This window comes from Serratia sp. CY32780 (genome assembly GCF_052169135.1).
Lineage (GTDB): Bacteria > Pseudomonadota > Gammaproteobacteria > Enterobacterales > Enterobacteriaceae > Serratia > Serratia sarumanii.
On sequence record NZ_JBJNLI010000006.1, the window covers coordinates 1 to 19,455 of the forward strand.

31 protein-coding genes are annotated in these 19,455 nt (G+C 54.4%); 6 read left to right on the forward strand and 25 right to left on the reverse strand.

The window, feature by feature from the left end; all coding sequences use genetic code 11:
- The first annotated feature begins 456 nt into the window (after window positions 1-456).
- Window positions 457-999: a gamma carbonic anhydrase family protein gene (locus tag ACJ8HH_RS20350; RefSeq protein ID WP_060427195.1), complete on the forward strand. Its 543-nt coding sequence runs from the start codon at window positions 457-459 to the stop codon at window positions 997-999.
- Between the two features lie 38 nt (window positions 1,000-1,037).
- Here the strand turns inward: ACJ8HH_RS20350 and aroE are convergent, their stop codons facing one another.
- Genes aroE through dprA form a run of 5 tightly spaced genes read right to left on the reverse strand, consistent with a single transcriptional unit; the run spans window position 1,038 to window position 4,582 of the window.
- Window positions 1,038-1,856 (reverse strand): shikimate dehydrogenase, encoded by an 819-nt coding sequence (gene aroE, locus ACJ8HH_RS20355; protein ID WP_060452096.1) that lies wholly within the window; start codon window positions 1,854-1,856, stop codon window positions 1,038-1,040.
- Between the two features lie 11 nt (window positions 1,857-1,867).
- The gene (tsaC, locus tag ACJ8HH_RS20360; RefSeq protein ID WP_060452094.1) at window positions 1,868-2,437 is read right to left on the reverse strand and encodes an L-threonylcarbamoyladenylate synthase type 1 TsaC; all 570 of its coding nucleotides are present in this window, start codon (window positions 2,435-2,437) and stop codon (window positions 1,868-1,870) included.
- A 7-nt stretch (window positions 2,438-2,444) separates the two neighbouring features.
- Window positions 2,445-2,990: a DNA topoisomerase family protein gene (locus ACJ8HH_RS20365; protein WP_004929705.1), complete on the reverse strand. Its 546-nt coding sequence runs from the start codon at window positions 2,988-2,990 to the stop codon at window positions 2,445-2,447.
- Between the two features lie 25 nt (window positions 2,991-3,015).
- A complete protein-coding gene (smg, locus tag ACJ8HH_RS20370; protein ID WP_033650013.1) occupies window positions 3,016-3,489 on the reverse strand; it encodes a DUF494 family protein Smg in 474 nt (157 codons plus the stop codon).
- Window positions 3,461-4,582 (reverse strand): DNA-protecting protein DprA, encoded by a 1,122-nt coding sequence (gene dprA, locus ACJ8HH_RS20375; protein ID WP_060452093.1) that lies wholly within the window; start codon window positions 4,580-4,582, stop codon window positions 3,461-3,463. Before dprA ends, smg begins: the two co-directional genes overlap by 29 nt.
- A gap of 133 nt (window positions 4,583-4,715) precedes the next feature.
- Between dprA and def the strand changes: the two genes are divergently transcribed.
- From def to mscL, 5 genes are all read left to right on the forward strand, one after another.
- Entirely contained in the window at window positions 4,716-5,225 is a 510-nt protein-coding gene (def, locus tag ACJ8HH_RS20380; protein ID WP_033636244.1) for a peptide deformylase, read from the forward strand.
- A gap of 17 nt (window positions 5,226-5,242) precedes the next feature.
- Window positions 5,243-6,187, forward strand: a complete 945-nt coding sequence (gene fmt, locus ACJ8HH_RS20385) for a methionyl-tRNA formyltransferase (RefSeq protein WP_033650014.1) — start codon at window positions 5,243-5,245, stop codon at window positions 6,185-6,187.
- Between the two features lie 72 nt (window positions 6,188-6,259).
- On the forward strand, window positions 6,260-7,549 hold the full coding sequence (rsmB, locus tag ACJ8HH_RS20390; RefSeq protein WP_039569810.1) for a 16S rRNA (cytosine(967)-C(5))-methyltransferase RsmB: 1,290 nt from the start codon (window positions 6,260-6,262) through the stop codon (window positions 7,547-7,549).
- A 55-nt stretch (window positions 7,550-7,604) separates the two neighbouring features.
- Window positions 7,605-8,981, forward strand: a complete 1,377-nt coding sequence (trkA, locus tag ACJ8HH_RS20395; protein ID WP_033636248.1) for a Trk system potassium transporter TrkA — start codon at window positions 7,605-7,607, stop codon at window positions 8,979-8,981.
- Window positions 8,982-9,118: 137 nt separating this feature from the next.
- Window positions 9,119-9,535, forward strand: coding sequence for a large-conductance mechanosensitive channel protein MscL (mscL, locus tag ACJ8HH_RS20400; protein WP_025304493.1), 417 nt, complete (start codon window positions 9,119-9,121; stop codon window positions 9,533-9,535).
- A 58-nt stretch (window positions 9,536-9,593) separates the two neighbouring features.
- Here mscL and ACJ8HH_RS20405 read toward each other — a convergent pair whose 3' ends face one another.
- The 20 genes from ACJ8HH_RS20405 to rplN form a co-directional block, all read right to left on the reverse strand.
- Window positions 9,594-9,800 carry an alternative ribosome-rescue factor A gene (locus tag ACJ8HH_RS20405; RefSeq protein ID WP_039569814.1) on the reverse strand — a complete coding sequence of 69 codons (207 nt, stop codon included), beginning with the start codon at window positions 9,798-9,800 and terminating at the stop codon, window positions 9,594-9,596.
- A 75-nt stretch (window positions 9,801-9,875) separates the two neighbouring features.
- A complete protein-coding gene (gene zntR, locus ACJ8HH_RS20410; protein WP_033636251.1) occupies window positions 9,876-10,307 on the reverse strand; it encodes a Zn(2+)-responsive transcriptional regulator in 432 nt (143 codons plus the stop codon).
- On the reverse strand, window positions 10,307-10,681 hold the full coding sequence (locus ACJ8HH_RS20415; RefSeq protein ID WP_039569815.1) for a DUF1992 domain-containing protein: 375 nt from the start codon (window positions 10,679-10,681) through the stop codon (window positions 10,307-10,309). Before ACJ8HH_RS20415 ends, zntR begins: the two co-directional genes overlap by 1 nt.
- A gap of 148 nt (window positions 10,682-10,829) precedes the next feature.
- Window positions 10,830-11,219, reverse strand: coding sequence for a 50S ribosomal protein L17 (gene rplQ, locus ACJ8HH_RS20420; RefSeq protein ID WP_004929726.1), 390 nt, complete (start codon window positions 11,217-11,219; stop codon window positions 10,830-10,832).
- A gap of 40 nt (window positions 11,220-11,259) precedes the next feature.
- Window positions 11,260-12,249, reverse strand: a complete 990-nt coding sequence (locus ACJ8HH_RS20425) for a DNA-directed RNA polymerase subunit alpha (RefSeq protein ID WP_002919219.1) — start codon at window positions 12,247-12,249, stop codon at window positions 11,260-11,262.
- Window positions 12,250-12,274: 25 nt separating this feature from the next.
- The gene (rpsD, locus tag ACJ8HH_RS20430) at window positions 12,275-12,895 is read right to left on the reverse strand and encodes a 30S ribosomal protein S4 (protein WP_004929729.1); all 621 of its coding nucleotides are present in this window, start codon (window positions 12,893-12,895) and stop codon (window positions 12,275-12,277) included.
- Between the two features lie 30 nt (window positions 12,896-12,925).
- Window positions 12,926-13,315: a 30S ribosomal protein S11 gene (gene rpsK, locus ACJ8HH_RS20435; RefSeq protein ID WP_004929731.1), complete on the reverse strand. Its 390-nt coding sequence runs from the start codon at window positions 13,313-13,315 to the stop codon at window positions 12,926-12,928.
- Between the two features lie 16 nt (window positions 13,316-13,331).
- Complete coding sequence (gene rpsM / locus ACJ8HH_RS20440; RefSeq protein WP_004929734.1) at window positions 13,332-13,688, reverse strand: 30S ribosomal protein S13; 357 nt, start codon at window positions 13,686-13,688, stop codon at window positions 13,332-13,334.
- A gap of 148 nt (window positions 13,689-13,836) precedes the next feature.
- Window positions 13,837-13,953, reverse strand: coding sequence for a 50S ribosomal protein L36 (rpmJ, locus tag ACJ8HH_RS20445; RefSeq protein ID WP_002227352.1), 117 nt, complete (start codon window positions 13,951-13,953; stop codon window positions 13,837-13,839).
- A gap of 33 nt (window positions 13,954-13,986) precedes the next feature.
- The gene (gene secY / locus ACJ8HH_RS20450; protein WP_004929740.1) at window positions 13,987-15,318 is read right to left on the reverse strand and encodes a preprotein translocase subunit SecY; all 1,332 of its coding nucleotides are present in this window, start codon (window positions 15,316-15,318) and stop codon (window positions 13,987-13,989) included.
- 7 nt (window positions 15,319-15,325) lie between these two features.
- On the reverse strand, window positions 15,326-15,760 hold the full coding sequence (rplO, locus tag ACJ8HH_RS20455; RefSeq protein ID WP_004929742.1) for a 50S ribosomal protein L15: 435 nt from the start codon (window positions 15,758-15,760) through the stop codon (window positions 15,326-15,328).
- 3 nt (window positions 15,761-15,763) lie between these two features.
- A complete protein-coding gene (rpmD, locus tag ACJ8HH_RS20460; protein WP_048232028.1) occupies window positions 15,764-15,943 on the reverse strand; it encodes a 50S ribosomal protein L30 in 180 nt (59 codons plus the stop codon).
- 6 nt (window positions 15,944-15,949) lie between these two features.
- Window positions 15,950-16,450: a 30S ribosomal protein S5 gene (gene rpsE, locus ACJ8HH_RS20465; RefSeq protein ID WP_004929747.1), complete on the reverse strand. Its 501-nt coding sequence runs from the start codon at window positions 16,448-16,450 to the stop codon at window positions 15,950-15,952.
- Window positions 16,451-16,464: 14 nt separating this feature from the next.
- Entirely contained in the window at window positions 16,465-16,818 is a 354-nt protein-coding gene (gene rplR, locus ACJ8HH_RS20470; protein ID WP_004929748.1) for a 50S ribosomal protein L18, read from the reverse strand.
- A gap of 9 nt (window positions 16,819-16,827) precedes the next feature.
- Window positions 16,828-17,361 (reverse strand): 50S ribosomal protein L6, encoded by a 534-nt coding sequence (rplF, locus tag ACJ8HH_RS20475; RefSeq protein WP_004929751.1) that lies wholly within the window; start codon window positions 17,359-17,361, stop codon window positions 16,828-16,830.
- Between the two features lie 14 nt (window positions 17,362-17,375).
- Entirely contained in the window at window positions 17,376-17,768 is a 393-nt protein-coding gene (rpsH, locus tag ACJ8HH_RS20480; protein ID WP_004929753.1) for a 30S ribosomal protein S8, read from the reverse strand.
- A gap of 30 nt (window positions 17,769-17,798) precedes the next feature.
- Window positions 17,799-18,104, reverse strand: coding sequence for a 30S ribosomal protein S14 (gene rpsN, locus ACJ8HH_RS20485; protein WP_004929754.1), 306 nt, complete (start codon window positions 18,102-18,104; stop codon window positions 17,799-17,801).
- Window positions 18,105-18,117: 13 nt separating this feature from the next.
- The gene (gene rplE, locus ACJ8HH_RS20490; RefSeq protein WP_033636253.1) at window positions 18,118-18,657 is read right to left on the reverse strand and encodes a 50S ribosomal protein L5; all 540 of its coding nucleotides are present in this window, start codon (window positions 18,655-18,657) and stop codon (window positions 18,118-18,120) included.
- Between the two features lie 14 nt (window positions 18,658-18,671).
- On the reverse strand, window positions 18,672-18,986 hold the full coding sequence (rplX, locus tag ACJ8HH_RS20495) for a 50S ribosomal protein L24 (RefSeq protein WP_004929758.1): 315 nt from the start codon (window positions 18,984-18,986) through the stop codon (window positions 18,672-18,674).
- Window positions 18,987-18,995: 9 nt separating this feature from the next.
- Window positions 18,996-19,367, reverse strand: a complete 372-nt coding sequence (gene rplN / locus ACJ8HH_RS20500) for a 50S ribosomal protein L14 (RefSeq protein WP_000613954.1) — start codon at window positions 19,365-19,367, stop codon at window positions 18,996-18,998.
- Window positions 19,368-19,455 lie beyond the last annotated feature (88 nt).

Below are 19,455 nucleotides of genomic sequence, written 5' to 3' on the forward strand. Positions count from 1 at the left end.
TGAATTTTACTTCAGTTAGTCACTCTTCAAGACTTGATATTTTTTTGCATCCGAAGATGCTGGATATCGTCTTGTGGAGTGCCCACACAGATTGTCTGATAAATTGTTAAAGAGCAGTGAGTTAGGCGCTTTCGCTTGCTAACTCGAGGTGGCGTATATTACGCTTTCCTCTTTCAGAGTCAACCCTAATTTTCAGGATTTTTTCTCTTTCTTCCCGGCCGCTGTGTGAAGTGAATCACTTGCGCCGTGTCGATGGAGGCGCATTATAGGGATCCGAGTTTTTTGCACAACCCCTTTTTTGATCTTTTCTTTCTGTTTGCACACTTTTCAGCCCTTCCGTGTGGATCTTGTGCGATCAGGGCCATTTTCAGCAGGATCCGGCGCTGCCGTTGGTTGTAATTCCATCGCCAGGGTCTAGTATTGCCGGTAAATATGATCCCGACGTGAGGCAGCACTATGTCCGATGCAGTACGTTCTTATCTTCAATACACCCCCAAACTCGGTCAGCGTGTCTTGATCGATCCTTCCAGCGTCGTGATCGGCGACGTCGAACTGGCGGATGACGTCAGTATCTGGCCGCTGGTCGCTATCCGCGGTGACGTCAATGCGGTAAAGATCGGCGCGCGCAGCAATATTCAGGACGGCAGCGTACTGCATGTGACTCACCGTTCCGAACATAACCCCGACGGTTATCCCCTGCTGATTGGGGAAGACGTGACCGTGGGTCATAAAGCCATGCTGCACGGCTGCGCCATCGGCAACCGGGTGCTGGTCGGTATGGGCTCGATCCTGTTGGACGGTGTAGTAGTAGAAGACGACGTAATGATTGGTGCCGGCAGTTTGGTGGCGCCGGGCAAACGGCTGGCCAGTGGCTATCTCTATATGGGGAGCCCGGCACGCCAGGTTCGGCCGTTGACCGCCGCCGAGTTGGAAGGATTACTTTATTCTTCTAACAACTATGTGCGTTGGAAAGATGAATATCTGTCGGAAGACATCTGACGGCCACCCCGTTCCCTATATAGAGAACGGGGTGGAAATTATGCCGCCAGTTCGCTGCGCAGCTGGCGCAATACCGGCTCGATCTCTGGCATCACTCCATGCCAAAGCAGGAAAGCATGCGCCGCCTGCCCCACCAGCATGCCCAGCCCATCGGCATATTCCGTTGCCCCTTGCTGCTGCGCCCAGGCCAGGAACGGCGTGACGCCCTGCTGATAGAACATGTCATAGCAACGGGTTTGCGCGTTCACCACGCCTGAGGGCAACGCCGGGATCTCCCCGCTGATACCGGACGCCGTCGCGTTGATCACCAGATCGAACGCTTGCTGATTCAGTTGATCCATCGGCGCCGCCGAGATCTCTCCCAGATGCCGGAAAGCGTCGGCCAACTCCTCGGCGCGGCTGAAGGTGCGGTTGGTGATCGTGAGCCGGCAGCCGAAAGACAGCAGCGGCAGGATCACGCCGCGCGCCGCGCCGCCGGCCCCCACCAGCAAGATGCGATCCTGCGGCCGAATCAATTGCTGACGCTGCAGATCGGTCAGCAAACCGATGCCGTCGGTGTTGTCCCCCAATAGACCGCCATTCGGCAATACCTTCAGGGTATTGACCGCGCCGGCCATCGCTGCGCGCTCGCTCAGCTCGGAAGCGGCCTCATAAGCGCGCTCTTTGAAAGGCACCGTGACATTCGCCCCCAGCCCTCCGGCGTGGATAAACGCCTGCAGGCTGGTTTCAAAACCGTCCAACGGCGCCAACACCGCTCCATAGGGATGCTCAATGCCAGTCTGGGCAGCGAACAGCGCATGAATTCGCGGCGACTTGCTGTGACCGATAGGGTTGCCAAATACCGCAAACTTCTCCATGCCCATTACCTCTAGCCCTGACGGATCTGTTCGCCGGTCAGAGCATCTCTGATTTCGGAAGGGTTAAGACGGCCACCCACCTCGCCGGCCAATACCGGGAAAGCCTCGCCGAATTGCCGCGCGACTTCATCCGCACTGCGGCACGGCTCCAGACCACTGAGATTGGCGCTGGTCGATACCAGTGGCTTGCCGTACTCCCGGCACAGTTGCTGCACCAACGGATGATCGCTGACGCGCACCGCCAGCGAGCTGAAACGCCCGGTCAGCAAACGCGGCGTCTCCGGCCGGGCAGGCAACACCCAGGTTACCGGCCCAGGCCAGCTGGCGAACATCGTCGCGCGCTGCTGTTCGCTGAGCGCGCTGTCGTCGATATAGGGCTTAAGCTGCGTATAGTCGGCGGCGATCAGAATCAGCCCCTTTTCCCACGGCCGCTGTTTCAACGCCAGCAGCGCATTGACCGCCTGTTCGCTGTCGGGATCGCACCCCAGGCCGAATACCGCTTCGGTGGGATAGGCAATCACCTGCTGTTGATGCAAAGCATCGATGATAGATAAAAGGTTCGGGCTTAATTCTGAGTTCATGATGTGATTATTCTGTAGTCGCCACGGGTTTTCCGCACAGCTTGCTGGCACAGCACAGGACGGGGCCTTTTGCCGTACGTTTTTCCATCAGTAGCGGGTAATGGCAATAGGCGCATTCACCGGCGACGGGTTTAACATTGAGGGCGAATTGGCATTCCGGATAACGATCGCAGGAATGAAAAACCTTGCCGTAGCGCGATTTACGCTGCAACAGCTTGCCCTGACCGCACTGCGGACAGGTAATGGCGGTTTCATCAGGCTTATCGATCACTTCAGTGTGATCGCACTGCGGATAATCGCTGCAACCGATAAACATGCCATAGCGCCCCTGGCGCAGCACCAACGTCGCCTGACACTTCGGGCACTGCTGCCCATCCAGCACCTTGACGACATGCCCGTCGGCCTGCGCTTTCAGCGGCCGAATATATTGGCATTCAGGGTACTGGGAACAGCCGAGGAAGGGGCCATGGCGACCGCTACGGATCACCAGCTCGGCCCCGCATTCCGGACAGGGTTCATTTTGCCTGGCGGCAAAAATCGCGTTTTTTGTCATAACGTCTTCTATGCGCGTTATCGGCTCAATGCAGATAACCTTCGTTCACTTCAAACAACAGTTCTTCCATTTGCTGATAGGCGCTTTCATATCCGGGAATATTAAACAGCACCATCAACACGACCCATTTCAGATCTTCGAGATCGAATTCCGCATTATCCAAAGCCATAACGCGGTCGATAACCATTTCACGGGTTTCGAGGTTCAATACCTGAATCTGTTCCAGGAACAGGAGAAAACCACGGCAGCCGGCGTCCAAACGCGCGCTTTCCTCTTCGGTGTAGATCCGCATTGCCAGCGGATCGGCATCCATAAAGTAAGGCGCATTTTGACCTTCTTGCAGGTCAGCCAGCTTCTCAAGCCAATTCAACGCGTTGTAGATATCATCCCGATGAAACCCCGCCTGGGCGAGATCATCGGTCAGTTGATCCTGATCGACGCGCATCTCTGGTTCATTGTGGATATAAGTTTCAAACAAGTACATGAGTACGTCGAACATGGCTTGCCCTCCTTATTCGGACATAGCCGCCGGGTACAGCTGCGATCCACCCTGCTAACTCCAGTTCGAGTAACTTGATTACCACCACTGGCACAGGTTGGCCGGCACGTTCAGCGACGACGTCAACAGGTGTCACCTCATCTCCTACGTTAGCCAACACATCGGCAAATGGCAATTCAACTTCAGCCTGCGACGCACAAATAGTTGTATTTTCGTTCAGTGGCAGCCATTGAAGGCTGCTTCCCAGCAATTCTGCGATATCTTTCGGCCCGGTAACCAGATGCGCGCCCTGCTGAATTAGCCAGTGCGTGCCTTCGCTCATCGGGTTCCCTAACGGCCCCGGCAAGGCGAATACCTCACGCCCCTGCTCCAGCGCATAGCGGGCCGTCACCAGGGTGCCGCTGCGCAACGAGGCTTCTATGACCAGAACGCCCTGGCTCAGCCCGCTGATAATGCGGTTGCGACGCGGAAAATGGTCGGCCAGAGGCAAATCAGTGACCAAATGATCCGAAATCACCGCGCCGCCCTGCTCGACAATCTGCTCCGCGAGCCTGCGGTGCCGGCGTGGATAAACATTGGCCAACCCGCTGCCCAATACCGCTACCGTGCAACCGCCGGCCGCCAGCGCTGCGCGATGGCAAATGCCGTCGATGCCGATCGCCAAACCGCTGGTGATGGTGAAACCGCAACGCGCCAATTCCGCGGCGAAATGATTGGCCCAACGCTCGCCGTAGTGGCTGAACTGCCGGCTGCCAACCATGGCGAGCTGCGGGCGCAGCAACGCTTGAGGATCGCCCTCGATCAGCAAAAACAGCGGCGCATCGTCGATCTGGGCCAGGCGTTCCGGATAGCCGGCCGCCCCATAGTTCAGCATACGGTGCGCCGGCAGTTCCAGCCAACGCAGGCTGGCCGCCAGATAAGCGGGATCCGCTTGGTTGAACTGCGCCCGCTGCCGCTCGTTCAACCCCAGTTCACGCAACGCGCTGCGAGGCTCGCGCCCCATTTGCGATAGCTGCCGCACGAACCGGCTGGCCACGACTGTCTGCAGCCCCGTTACCCCTCGCATCCGTAAAGCGATCTCTTCCGGCCGCATCGTCTGTTCCCTCAGCAAAAACGGTGGTATTACCAATCTGAGCAATTGGTGCGCAATGCTGTCAATCAGGCCGGGAAATGTCTAGAATAGAGGTTAAACCTCGTTCATTACTCGGATACAGATCTAAAGATATATGTCAGTCTTGCAGGTATTACATTTCCCAGACGAGCGTCTGCGCAAAATCGCAGCGCCGGTAAAAGAAGTCAATGCAGATATCCAGCGCATCGTGGATGATATGTTTGAAACCATGTACGCAGAGGAAGGCATTGGCCTGGCTGCGACTCAGGTGGATATCCATCAGCGCATTATCGTGATCGACGTCTCCGAGAATCGCGATCAGCGTCTGGTGCTGATCAACCCGGAGCTGCTGGAAAAGAGCGGCGAAACCGGCATCGAGGAAGGCTGTCTTTCCATTCCCGAGCAGCGTGCGTTGGTACCACGTGCCGCGCAGGTGAAGATCCGCGCGCTGGATCGCGAAGGCAAACCTTTCGAACTGGAAGCGGACGATCTGCTGGCGATCTGCATCCAGCACGAGATGGATCACCTGATGGGTAAACTGTTCGTCGATTACCTGTCGCCGCTCAAGCGTCAGCGCATTCGTCAGAAACTGGAAAAAATGGCCAAGCTTCAAGCCCGCGCCTAACCGATCAGGAAATCAACGTGTCTGACTCTTTACGGATTATTTTCGCCGGAACACCAGACTTCGCAGCGCGTCATCTTGACGCGCTGTTGTCATCTGAGCACCAGATTGTCGGCGTTTTTACCCAGCCCGACCGCCCGGCAGGCCGCGGCAACAAGCTGACGCCAAGCCCGGTAAAAGTGCTGGCTGAGCAACACCAACTGCCGGTATTTCAGCCCAAATCGCTGCGCCCCGAAGAGAACCAGCGCCTGGTGGCCGATCTTAACGCCGACGTGATGGTGGTGGTTGCCTACGGGCTGATCCTGCCGCAGGCGGTGCTGGATATGCCGCGTCTCGGTTGCATCAACGTACATGGCTCGCTGCTGCCTCGCTGGCGCGGTGCGGCGCCGATCCAGCGCTCGCTCTGGGCCGGCGACAGCGAAACCGGCGTGACCATCATGCAGATGGACGTCGGTCTCGATACCGGCGACATGATGCACAAGATTGCCTGCCCGATTGAGAGCAGCGATACCAGCGCCAGTCTCTACGACAAGCTGGCGCAGCTCGGCCCGCAGGGCATGCTGACGACGCTGCGCCAAATGGCCGACGGCAGCGCCACCCGCGAAGTGCAAGACGACGCGCTGGTCACCTACGCCGAGAAGCTGAGCAAAGAAGAAGCTCGCCTGGACTGGACGCTGTCCGCCGAACAACTGGAGCGCTGCATCCGCGCCTTCAACCCTTGGCCGATCAGCTACTTCACCATCGACGATCAACCGGTGAAAGTCTGGCAAGCCAGCGTACTGGCGCAAAGCGCCAATGCGGAGCCGGGCACCGTTGTCCATGCCGACAAGCACGGCATTCAGGTGGCGACCGCCGACGGCATCCTCAATCTGATCCAACTGCAGCCCGCCGGCAAGAAACCGATGTCGGCGCAGGACCTGTTAAATTCACGCCGTGAATGGTTTACCCCGGGTAACCGGCTGTAAGTCACCCCACTGCCCGGCCGTTCATCGCCGGGCCGTTATTTTCTTAATGCCGATCGTTATCAGCTTCAGCCTATGAAAAATAATTACAATCTCCGCAGCATCGCTGCCAAAGCCATCGGCCAGGTGCTGGATCAAGGGCAGTCGCTCAGCACTGTCCTGCCGGCGCTGCAAACCGCCATCAGCGATAAGGACCGCGGGTTGCTGCAGGAACTGTGCTTCGGCACATTGCGCGTGCTGCCGCAGCTCGAATGGTGCATTCAACAATTGATGGCCAAGCCGCTGACCGGCAAACAGCGTACGCTGCACTATCTGCTGATGGTCGGCCTGTATCAGCTGCTGTATACCCGTATCCCGCCGCACGCCGTATTGGCCGAAACCGTGGAAGGCGCGGTGGCGCTGAAACGCCCACAGTTGAAAGGCCTGATTAACGGCGTCTTGCGGCAATTCCAACGCCAGCAGGAAGAGCTGCTGCAGCGCGCCGCCAACAATGACAGCCGCTATCTGCACCCGAGCTGGTTGCTGAAACGCATTCAACAAGCCTATCCCGCCAACTGGGAACAGATCGTCGACGCCAATAACCAGAAGCCACCAATGTGGCTGCGCGTCAACCGCCTGCATCACACCCGCGAAGCTTATCTGCAGTTGCTGACCGACGCAGGCATCGCCGCGGAGCCTCATTCAGACTATGCCGACGCGGTGCGTTTGCTGGCGCCTTGCGCCGTGACCGATCTGCCTGGGTTCGCCGACGGCTGGGTCACCGTGCAAGATGCCTCAGCCCAGGGCTGTGTCGATCTATTGGATCCGCAAGACGGTGAACAGATCCTCGATTTGTGCGCCGCGCCTGGCGGCAAAACCACGCATATTCTGGAAGCGGCGCCGAAAGCGCACGTCATGGCGGTCGATATCGACGAACAGCGCCTGGCGCGAGTGAAGGAAAACCTGCAGCGCCTGCGTTTGCACGCAGAGGTTAAGCTGGGCGATGGCCGCACCCCGCAGCAATGGTGCGCTGACAAGCTGTTCGACCGGATCCTGCTGGACGCGCCTTGTTCCGCCACCGGCGTGATCCGCCGTCACCCCGACATCAAATGGCTGCGTCGCGATCACGACATCGCCGAACTCGCCGCGCTGCAGGCCGACATCCTGGAAGCCGTCTGGCCCCATCTGAAATCGGGCGGCGTGATGGTTTACGCTACCTGCTCTATCCTGCCAGATGAAAACAGCAGCCAGATCGCCGCGTTCTTGCAGCGCCACGCCGATGCCAAGCTGGTTGAAACCGGCGATGCGCAGCGGCCGGGGCGGCAGAATATCCCGCATCCCGAGGACGGCGATGGCTTCTTTTACGCTAAGCTGATTAAAATGTAATGCTTCGGGGCGTGCGTGCGCGCCCTAAGTCTTTCAGTGTGAAGCAGAGAACACGATGAAAATAATTATTCTTGGTGCCGGTCAGGTTGGCGGGACGCTGGCGGAAAACCTGGTGGGTGAAAACAACGATATCACCGTCGTCGATACCGATTCCGGCCGGCTGCGTCAGCTGCAGGATAAATTCGATCTGCGGGTGGTTCAGGGGCACGGCTCTCATCCTCGGGTGCTGCGCGAAGCCGGCGCAGAAGACGCCGACATGCTGGTCGCCGTCACCAACTCCGACGAAACCAACATGGTTGCCTGCCAGATCGCCTATTCTCTGTTCAATACCCCCAACCGCATCGCCCGTATCCGCGCGCCGGAATATATCCGCGAGTCGGAGAAACTGTTCCTGCCGGAAGCGGTGCCGATCGACCATCTGATTTCACCGGAGCAGCTGGTCATCGACTATATCTACAAGCTGATTGAATACCCCGGCGCGCTGCAGGTGGTCAACTTCGCCGAAGGCAAGGTCAGCATCGCTGCGGTTAAAGCCTATTACGGCGGCCCGCTGGTCGGCAATGCGCTCTCTTCGATGCGCGAACACATGCCGCATATCGACACCCGCGTCGCCGCTATTTTCCGCCAGGACAGACCAATACGTCCGCAAGGCTCGACCATTATCGAAGCCGGTGATGAAGTCTTCTTCGTCGCCGCATCACAGCACATCCGCGCGGTGATGAGCGAACTGCAGCGGCTGGAAAAACCCTATAAGCGCATCATGATCGTCGGCGGCGGCAACGTCGGTGCCGGCCTGGCCGCCAAGCTGGAAAAAGACTACAACGTCAAACTGATCGAGCGGAACCAGCAACGCGCCGCCGAACTGGCCGAGCAGCTGCACGATACCATCGTGTTCTACGGCGATGCCTCCGACCAGGAGCTGCTGGCCGAAGAGCACGTCGAACAGGTGGATGTCTTCATCGCCATCACCAACGACGATGAGGCCAACATCATGTCCGCCATGCTGGCCAAGCGCATGGGCGCCAAGAAGGTGATGGTCTTGATCCAGCGCCGCGCCTATGTCGATCTGGTGCAGGGCAGCGTGATCGATATCGCCATTTCGCCGCAGCAGGCGACCATCTCCGCCCTGTTGGGGCACGTGCGCAAAGCGGATATCGTCAGCGTCTCGTCGCTGCGCCGCGGCGTGGCGGAAGCGATCGAAGCGATTGCCCACGGCGATGAAAGCACGTCCAAAGTGGTCGGCCGCATCGTCGAAGACATCAAGCTGCCACCGGGCACCACCATCGGCGCGATCGTACGTGGTGACGACGTGATCATCGCCAACGGCAACAGCAAAATCGAGCAGGGCGATCACGTCATCATGTTTATTACCGACAAGAAATTCGTGCCGGACGTTGAACGCCTGTTCCAACCGAGCCCGTTCTTCTTGTAGAACAAATTTATTAGGCGGTGGTCTATAATCGCGTAGTTGTTCTCTGCCTTGGGAGGAGATAAAACTTCTCTCCTTTTGTGGCAAAGGGAAATTGCTTTGTTAAACTTGAGTTATTAATTCTGCAAGGGGTGCGTTCTATGAGTATGTTGAAAGAGTTTCGCGAATTTGCCATGCGTGGCAACGTGGTCGATCTGGCCGTCGGTGTGATTATCGGTGCCGCATTCGGCAAGATTGTTTCGTCCTTCGTGGCCGATATCATCATGCCACCACTGGGGTTACTGATCGGCGGCGTCGACTTTAAACAATTCCATCTGGTATTACGTGAAGCTCAGGGCGCCGTACCGGCGGTGGTAATGAACTACGGTTCATTCATTCAAACCGTATTCGACTTCGTGATTGTCGCCTTCGCCATCTTCCTGGCAATTAAATTGATGAACAAAATGCGCCGCAAGCAGGAAGAAGCGCCGGCAGCGCCGCCAGCACCTACCGCAGAAGAGAAACTGCTGACGGAAATCCGTGACCTACTGAGCCAGCAACAGCAGCCAAAACTGTAAAACAGCGTTTGGTTATGCCAATAAAAAGCCACCTGACGAAGGTGGCTTTTTTAATGCCTTAAAACCAGAAGGCCAGTGGTAAATTATCGCTTGATAGTTTACCACTGGCCTCCCAGTCACCGCCTTTGCTGTGTTTTTCTTTACGCCGATAGCTGCCTTTGCCTTTCACATTCTTTTCTACTCGTTGACGGAATAGCGGATCATGCAGCAGCGCCTCAATGGCGTTATCTTGAATCTGACCTTTAGTGTGACGATATTTCGTCATGATAATGCTCCTGTAAAAGGTGTGGTGATAAAACGGGGCGATAATACTGCCGGCGGTATAAAAATTAAAGTGCCGTCAGCAACCTTTTTTGCCTTTTTCATCGCTGGCGCCCTGTTCCAAGGCTTCCAGAATAGAACAATAATTGCTGGTATGGGCAGTACCGCAGCAGGCATCACTCAGCCGCTTCAGCGATTCGCGCATGCGAGTCAACTCCGCCAACTTGCTTTCCACTTCGCTCAGGCGCGCATCGACGATCGACTTCGACTCCTGGCAGGTATGATGTTCAGGATCGACGCGGATCGACAGCAGCTCAGCGATCGTTTCCAGAGTAAATCCCAGCTGCTTGGCATAGCGAATGAAGCGCAGCCGCTGCAGATCCTGCTCGGTGTAGAGCCGATAACCACCTTCGGTGCGGACATTGTGATCCATCATGCCCTGCTTTTCATAGTAACGCACGGTATCCGGCGTCACTTCGGCAAGCTTGGCCAACTGACCTATCTTGAACATTACTTCTCCTCCCGGGTGAATTTGCCGTCCAATGCACGCTGATATTCACCATGCAAGAAATCCGTACTCATCCCAGCCTGACGCAACCGATGCTCCAGCAGCGCCATGCGTTTGCTGAGTTCGACATAGTCCTGATGCTCACTGTTAATCTCTTGCAGCAAACGAGCAACGGTCAACGCCTCTTTGCGATCTTCCAGCTCCGGCGGCAGGTAACCGGCATTTTTCAGCAAACGGTAACCGGCGCGCAGTTCAGCTGGCACCGAGCTGTCATCTTCCAGCGCCAACGGTTGGCCCTGGCCGGGCAGATTGTCGAACTCGCCTTTATCCTGGGCATCAAGGATATGGCGTTCCGCCCATTGATCGAGCAGCCCCATGAAAGACAGCCTCGGTTAGCCTAATGATTAAGCCTTAGCATAGCGGACAGGGGCGGGGATCTTAAGCGCAGCGGGGGAATTACGCACATTTGGCTGGGTTTGGACGTAAAAAAACCGGGCAAGCCCGGTTTTTTTACGCGTCTACAGATTACTCTGCAGTTGCTACTTCTGCTTGAGACTCAGCACGATCAACCAGCTCGATGTATGCCATCGGCGCGTTGTCGCCTGCGCGGAAGCCACACTTCAGAATGCGAGTGTAACCACCGGCACGGCTCGCGAAACGCGGGCCCAGCTCGTTAAACAGTTTTGCCACGATCTCGTTATCACGAGTACGGGCGAATGCCAGACGACGATTAGCTACGCTGTCGGTCTTGGCAAGAGTAATCAGCGGCTCAACAACGCGACGCAGCTCTTTTGCTTTTGGCAGGGTCGTCTTGATGATCTCATGACGAACCAAAGAGCCGGCCATGTTACGGAACATAGCCTGGCGATGGCTGCTGTTACGGTTCAGTTGACGACCACTCTTACGATGGCGCATGACCTTATCCTTCTCAGTAAAACCTTAACCTGTGATCCGGTTACTCGTCAGCAATGCTTGCCGGCGGCCAGTTTTCCAGGCGCATGCCCAGAGACAGACCACGTGAGGCCAGCACGTCTTTAATCTCGGTAAGAGATTTTTTACCCAGGTTTGGCGTTTTCAGCAACTCAACCTCGGTACGCTGTACCAGATCACCGATGTAGTGGATAGCTTCTGCCTTGAGGCAGTTAGCAGAGCGGACAGTCAATTCCAGATCGTCAACAGGGCGCAGCAAGATCGGATCGAATTCCGGTTTCTCTTCTTTAACTTCCGGCTGACGTACATCACGCAGGTCAACGAAAGCTTCAAGTTGTTCAGCCAGAATGGTGGCCGCACGGCGGATCGCCTCTTCAGGATCGATCGTGCCATTGGTCTCCATCTCGATGACCAGCTTATCCAAGTCAGTACGCTGTTCTACACGCGCAGCTTCAACATTGTAGGCGATACGCTCTACAGGGCTGTAGCAGGCGTCAACCAACAGACGACCGATTGGGCGCTCATCTTCTTCCGAATGAATTCGGGCAGAAGCCGGCACATAACCGCGACCGCGCTGAACTTTGATACGCATGCTGATAGCCGCGTTCTCATCAGTCAGGTGGCAGATCACGTGCTGAGGCTTGACGATTTCGACATCACCATCATGGGTGATGTCGGCAGCGGTCACAGGGCCAATGCCAGATTTATTCAGGGTAAGAATAACTTCGTCTTTGCCTTGAACTCTCACCGCCAGCCCTTTCAGGTTGAGCAGGATCTCCAGGATATCTTCCTGTACGCCTTCTTTGGTGCTGTACTCATGCAGTACACCATCAATCTCAACCTCGGTCACCGCGCAACCCGGCATAGATGAAAGCAGAATACGGCGCAGTGCGTTGCCAAGAGTATGGCCAAAGCCACGCTCTAAAGGCTCAAGGGTCACCTTGGCGTGCGTCGAACTGACTTGCTCGATATCTACCAGGCGCGGTTTTAGAAACTCTGTCACAGAACCCTGCATTGTGTCCTCTCTTTGGTACTAAGCTTTACTTGGAGTAAAGCTCGACGATCAGGTGTTCGTTAATGTCCGCAGACAGATCGGTACGTTCAGGCATACGCTTGAACACGCCTTCCATCTTAGCAGCATCAACTTCCAGCCAAGTCGGCTTTTCACGCTGCTCAGCCAGCTCCAGAGAAGCTTTAACACGAGACTGCTTTTTAGCTTTCTCGCGGATGCTGACTACGTCATTCGGAGATACCTGATAAGAAGCGATGTTAACAACGCGACCGTTTACCATAACTGCTTTGTGGCTAACCAGCTGACGTGACTCTGCACGAGTAGCGCCGAAGCCCATACGGTAAACAACGTTGTCCAGACGACCTTCCAGCAGCTGCAACAGGTTTTCACCGGTGTTGCCCTTCAGGCGGGTTGCTTCTTTGTAATAGTTACGGAATTGACGCTCCAGAATGCCGTACATACGGCGAACTTTCTGCTTCTCACGCAACTGAACACCGTAATCAGACAGACGCGGTTTACGCGCACCGTGCTGACCAGGTGCTTGTTCAATTTTACACTTGGAATCGATCGCGCGAACGCCAGACTTAAGGAACAGGTCTGTGCCCTCACGACGGCTCAGCTTGAGCTTAGGACCCAAATATCTTGCCATTTTCTTTCTCCAACAATCCTAAAAGCTGCGTTACACGCGGCGCTTTTTCGGCGGACGACAACCGTTATGAGGGATCGGAGTCACATCAGTAATGTTAGTGATGCGGAAACCAGCCGCGTTCAGAGCGCGGATAGTAGACTCACGACCAGGACCAGGTCCTTTAACCATAACTTCCAGGTTCTTGATACCGTATTCTTTTACTGCGTCAGCACAACGTTCTGCTGCAACCTGTGCTGCGAACGGAGTGGACTTACGAGAACCACGGAAACCGGAACCACCGGCTGTTGCCCAACCCAAAGCATTACCCTGACGATCAGTGATGGTAACGATGGTGTTGTTGAAAGAAGCATGGATATGAGCCACGCCGTCAGAGACTTGCTTTCTTACACGCTTACGTGTACGAACAGGTGCCTTTGCCATTATTCAATAACCCCGATTATTTCTTGATCGGCTTGCGCGGACCCTTACGGGTACGAGCGTTGGTCTTGGTGCGCTGACCGCGTACCGGCAGACCACGACGATGACGCAAACCACGATAGCAACCAAGGTCCATAAGACGCTTGATGCTCAGGGTAATTTCACGACGCAAATCACCCTCAACGGTGTATTTGGCAACTGCATCACGAAGCTTTTCGATTTGCTCTTCAGACAGCTCACTGATCTTAACATTTTCAGCAATACCCGTGGATGCACAGATAGCCTGTGAACGGGTTTTACCGATACCGAAGATCGACGTTAAGGCGATAACGGTATGTTTATGATCAGGAATGTTAATGCCTGCTATACGGGCCACTATGCACTCCTACTATTTTATACAGCAACACCATTCTGAAAAGCCCGTTTTCAGGATACTCAAATAGTGTTGCAGTGCGACATACAAAAGATTGGCTGGCTAATCTAGCCAGCTCAACCCAACTTTGCAAGAAAAATATGCGAGATAATCAGCCTTGACGCTGTTTATGCTTCGGCTCGGCGCTGCAAATCACACGAACGACACCGTTACGCTTAACGATTTTGCAGTTACGACATAATTTCTTGACGGAAGCACGAACTTTCATTTTTACTCTCCGTAACTTCTCAAACGAATCTGACTAGCGGTTATAGCCTTTCAGATTTGCTTTCTTCAATGCAGACTCGTACTGACTTGACATCATCAGAGTTTGCACTTGAGCCATAAAGTCCATGATGACGACAACCACGATCAGTAGCGAGGTACCACCAAAGTAGAATGGTACTTTCATTGCATCACGCATGAACTCCGGGATCAGGCAGATGAAAGTAATGTACATCGCGCCCACCAGGGTTAAACGCGTCATTACTTTATCGATATACTTCGCCGTTTGCTCTCCCGGACGAATTCCTGGTACGAAGGCACCGGACTTCTTCAGGTTATCTGCTGTCTCACGCGGGTTGAAGACCAACGCCGTGTAGAAGAAACAGAAGAAGATGATTGCAGACGCATAGAGTAACACATAAAGCGGTTGCCCTGGCTGCAAATACAGCGAAATCGTAGTCAGCCAGTTCCAACCGGTACCGCCCCCAAACCATGATGCAATCGTGGCCGGGAACAGAATAATGCTGGAAGCGAAAATCGCCGGGATAACACCCGCCATGTTCACTTTCAACGGTAAATGTGTGCTCTGTGCTGCATAAACACGACGACCTTGTTGACGCTTCGCATAGTTAACGACGATACGACGTTGACCACGCTCGATGAAAACAACGAAGAAGGTTACTGCAAACACCAATACTGCAACCAACAGCAGCAGGAGGAAGTGCAGGTCGCCTTGCCGCGCTTGCTCGATAGTATGAGCCACTGCCGGCGGGAGCCCCGCTACAATACCCGCGAAGATAATGATCGAGATACCGTTGCCGATACCGCGTTCAGTAATCTGCTCACCCAGCCACATCAGGAACATTGTCCCGGTTACCAGGCTCACAACCGCAGTAAAGTAGAATGCAAAGCCTGGATTTAACACCAGGCCCTGCATACCAGGCATATTCGGCAGACCGGTAGCAATACCGATCGACTGGAATATGGCCAATACCAGCGTACCGTAACGGGTGTACTGGCTAATCTTGCGACGGCCAGCCTCCCCTTCTTTCTTGATTTCCGCCAACGCTGGATGAACCACCGTCAGCAGCTGGATAATGATCGACGCCGAGATATACGGCATGATCCCCAGAGCAAAGATAGAAGCACGGCTGAGGGCACCACCAGAGAACATGTTAAACATTTCAATGATAGTGCCTCTCTGCTGCTCAAGCAATTTGGCAAGCACAGTGGCATCGATACCAGGAATCGGAATGAAAGAGCCGATGCGGAAGACAATCAGCGCGCCGATGACAAACAAAAGTCTGCGCTTCAGCTCGCCGAGCCCGCCTTTAGCACTTTGAAAATCTAATCCTGGTTGCTTAGCCATCTGCTACTTATTCCTCAATTTTACCGCCAGCAGCCTCGATAGCAGCACGAGCGCCTTTGGTGACACGCAGACCACGCAGGGTTACCGGACGAGCGACTTCGCCAGAAAGTACAACTTTCGCGAATTCGATCTGGACACCAACTACGTTAGCGGCTTTCAGCGCGTTCAGGTCGATAACATCGCCTTCAACCAGAGCCAGTTCAGACAGACGAACTTCTGCCGTGATCATCGCTTTGCGTGAAGTGAAGCCGAATTTCGGCAGACGACGGTACAGAGGCATCTGACCACCTTCGAAACCACGACGTACGCCACCGCCAGAACGAGACTTCTGACCTTTGTGACCACGGCCGCCGGTTTTACCCAGGCCAGAACCAATACCACGACCTACACGCTTAGGCGCATGCTTGGCACCTTCAGCCGGAGACAGAGTATTTAAACGCATCTGTTACTCCTCAACTTTAACCATGTAGGAAACCAGGTTGACCATACCGCGAACAGCAGGAGTATCCTCGCGCTCTACGGTGTGACCAATACGACGCAGACCCAGACCGAGCAGAGTAGCTTTATGCTTCGGCAGACGGCCAATTGAGCTGCGAGTTTGTGTAACTTTAATAGTCTTAGCCATGGTCAATTACCCCAGAATGTCGGCAACGGATTTACCACGCTTAGCAGCGACCATTTCAGGAGACTTCATATTCGCCAGAGCGTCGATAGTTGCACGAACCACGTTGATCGGGTTGGTGGAACCATAAGCTTTAGCCAATACGTTGTGCACCCCAGCAACTTCGAGAACGGCGCGCATTGCACCGCCCGCGATGATACCGGTACCTTCATGAGCAGGCTGCATGAACACGCGAGAACCCGTGTGAGCGCCCTTAACAGGGTGCTGCAGGGTGCCGCTGTTCAGCGCGACGTTCATCATGTTGCGACGGGCTTTTTCCATCGCTTTCTGGATCGCTGCTGGAACTTCGCGTGCTTTGCCGTAGCCAAAACCAACGCGACCGTTACCATCACCAACTACAGTCAGTGCGGTAAAGCTGAAAATACGGCCACCTTTTACGGTTTTAGATACGCGGTTTACCGCGATCAGCTTTTCCTGCAGTTCGCCAGCTTGTTTTTCGATGTGAGCCATCTTAAACCTCTTCCTTAGAACTGAAGGCCAGCTTCACGGGCAGCATCTGCCAGTGCCTGGACTCGACCATGATATTGGAAACCGGAACGGTCAAAGGATACTTTCGCAATCCCTTTTTCCAACGCGCGCTCAGCCAGAGCTTTACCTACGGCTGCTGCTGCGTCTTTGTTACCGGAATACTTCAGTTGCTCCGCGATAGCTTTTTCTAAAGTAGAAGCGGCTACCAGTACTTCAGAACCGTTTGGAGCAATCACCTGTGCGTAAATGTGACGCGGGGTACGATGTACCACCAGGCGGGTTGCACCCAGCTCTTGGAGCTTGCGGCGTGCGCGGGTCGCACGACGGATACGAGCAGATTTCTTATCCATAGTGTTACCTTACTTCTTCTTAGCCTCTTTGGTACGCACGACTTCGTCGGCGTAACGAACACCTTTGCCTTTGTAAGGCTCAGGACGACGGTAAGCACGCAGATCTGCTGCTACCTGGCCAATTACCTGCTTATCAGCGCCTTTCAGCACGATTTCAGTTTGGCTTGGGCATTCAGCAGTGATACCTGCCGGCAGCTGGTGATCGATAGGGTGAGAGAAGCCCAGGGCCAAATTCACCACGTTGCCTTTAACGGCAGCACGATAACCAACACCTACCAGTTGAAGCTTTTTGGTGAAGCCTTCGGTAACACCAACAACCATTGCGTTCAGCAGAGCGCGCGTGGTACCCGCTTGAGCCCATGCGTTAGCAAAACCTTCGCGCGGAGCGAAAGTCAGTGCGTTAGCTTCTTGCTTCACTTCAACGGCGTCGTGGATAGTACGAGTCAACTCGCCGTTTTTACCCTTAATCGAAATAACCTGACCGTTGAGTTTTACCTCTACGCCGGCAGGAATGACGACGGGTGCTTTTGCAACACGAGACATTCTTTCCTCCCGAATTAAGCTACGTAGCAGATAATCTCGCCACCAAGACCAGCCTGGCGAGCTGCACGATCGGTCATAACACCTTTAGAGGTAGAAACAACAGCGATACCCAAACCGGCCATAACTTTTGGCAGCTCATCTTTTTTCTTGTAGATGCGCAGACCTGGACGGCTGATACGTTGAATGCTTTCTACCACAGCTTTGCCCTGGAAGTACTTCAGTACCAGTTCCAGAACAGGCTTGGCGTCGCCTTCGATTTTGAAATCTTCAATAAAACCTTCTTCCTTCAGCACGTTGGCAATTGCCACTTTCAGCTTGGAGGAAGGCATGGTGACCGCAACTTTGTTCGCGGCTTGACCGTTACGGATACGGGTCAGCATATCCGCGATCGGATCTTGCATGCTCATCTGTCTTTACTCCCGTGATTCAATTGGTAATTACCAGCTAGCCTTTTTCAAGCCTGGTACTTCACCGCGCATAGCGGCTTCACGAAGCTTAATACGGCTCAACCCGAATTTGCCCACATAACCATGTGGACGGCCAGTTTGGCGGCAGCGTTTACGCTGACGAGACGGGCTGGAATCACGCGGCAGAGTTTGCAGCTTGAGAACGGCATTCCAACGATCTTCATCGGATGCGTTCACATCAGAGATAATAGCTTTCAGTTCAGCGCGTTTTGCAAAGAACTTGTCAGCTAATTTCACGCGCTTGACTTCGCGTGCTTTCATTGATTGCTTAGCCATCAGTAACCCTGCCTTACTTGCGGAACGGGAAGTTAAAAGCAGCCAGCAGCGCGCGGCCTTCATCATCAGATTTCGCAGTAGTGGTAATGGTAATATCCAAACCACGAACGCGATCGACTTTGTCGTAGTCGATTTCTGGGAAGATGATTTGCTCACGCACGCCCATGCTGTAGTTGCCACGGCCATCGAATGACTTGGCGGACAGGCCACGGAAGTCACGGATACGTGGAACAGCAATGGAGATCAGGCGCTCAAGGAACTCCCACATGCGTTCGCCACGCAGAGTTACTTTACAGCCGATCGGATAGCCCTGACGGATTTTGAAGCCTGCAACAGATTTGCGGGCTTTGGTGATCAACGGTTTTTGACCGGAGATAGCTGTCAGGTCCGCTGCGGCGTTATCCAGCAGTTTCTTGTCAGCAATCGCTTCACCAACACCCATGTTCAGGGTGATCTTCTCGACCCGAGGGACTTGCATGACAGAGTTGTAATCAAACTGAGACATCAGTTGTTTGACTACCTCGTCTTTGTAGTAATCATGCAGTTTCGCCATCGTATTACTCCAAATTACTTGATAGTTTCGCTGTTAGATTTGAAGAAACGGACTTTTTTGCCGTCTTCGAATCTAAAGCCTACACGGTCAGCCTTGCCGGTAGCCGCGTTGAAGATAGCAATGTTAGAAACCTGAATTGCAGCTTCTTTTTCAACAATGCCGCCTGGTTGGTTCAGAGCCGGAACCGGCTTCTGGTGTTTCTTAACCAGGTTGATGCCTTCAACAATGACCTTGCCAGCAGACAGGACATTTTTTACTTTACCGCGCTTACCTTTGTCTTTCCCGGTAATCACGATAACTTCGTCATCACGACGGATCTTCGCTGCCATGTTCGCTCCTTAGAGTACTTCTGGTGCCAGAGAGATAATTTTCATGAACTTCTCATTACGCAGTTCACGAGTTACCGGCCCAAAAATACGCGTACCGATTGGCTGCTCGCTGTTATTGTTCAAAATAACGCATGCATTGCCATCGAAGCGAATGACAGAACCGTCCGGGCGACGTACACCCTTCTTGGTGCGCACCACTACCGCCTTCAGAACATCGCCTTTCTTCACCTTACCGCGAGGAATTGCTTCCTTGATGGTAATTTTGATGATGTCGCCGACGCCTGCGTAGCGACGGTGCGAGCCACCTAGAACCTTGATACACATTACGCGACGTGCACCGGAGTTGTCGGCGACGTTCAGCATAGTCTGTTCTTGGATCATTTTAGTGCTCCGCTAATGTCAACTACTACTTTAAAGACCCAAGTAAAAATTAGGCCGTTGAAAAGCCCCATAACCGAGGGCGCAGCAT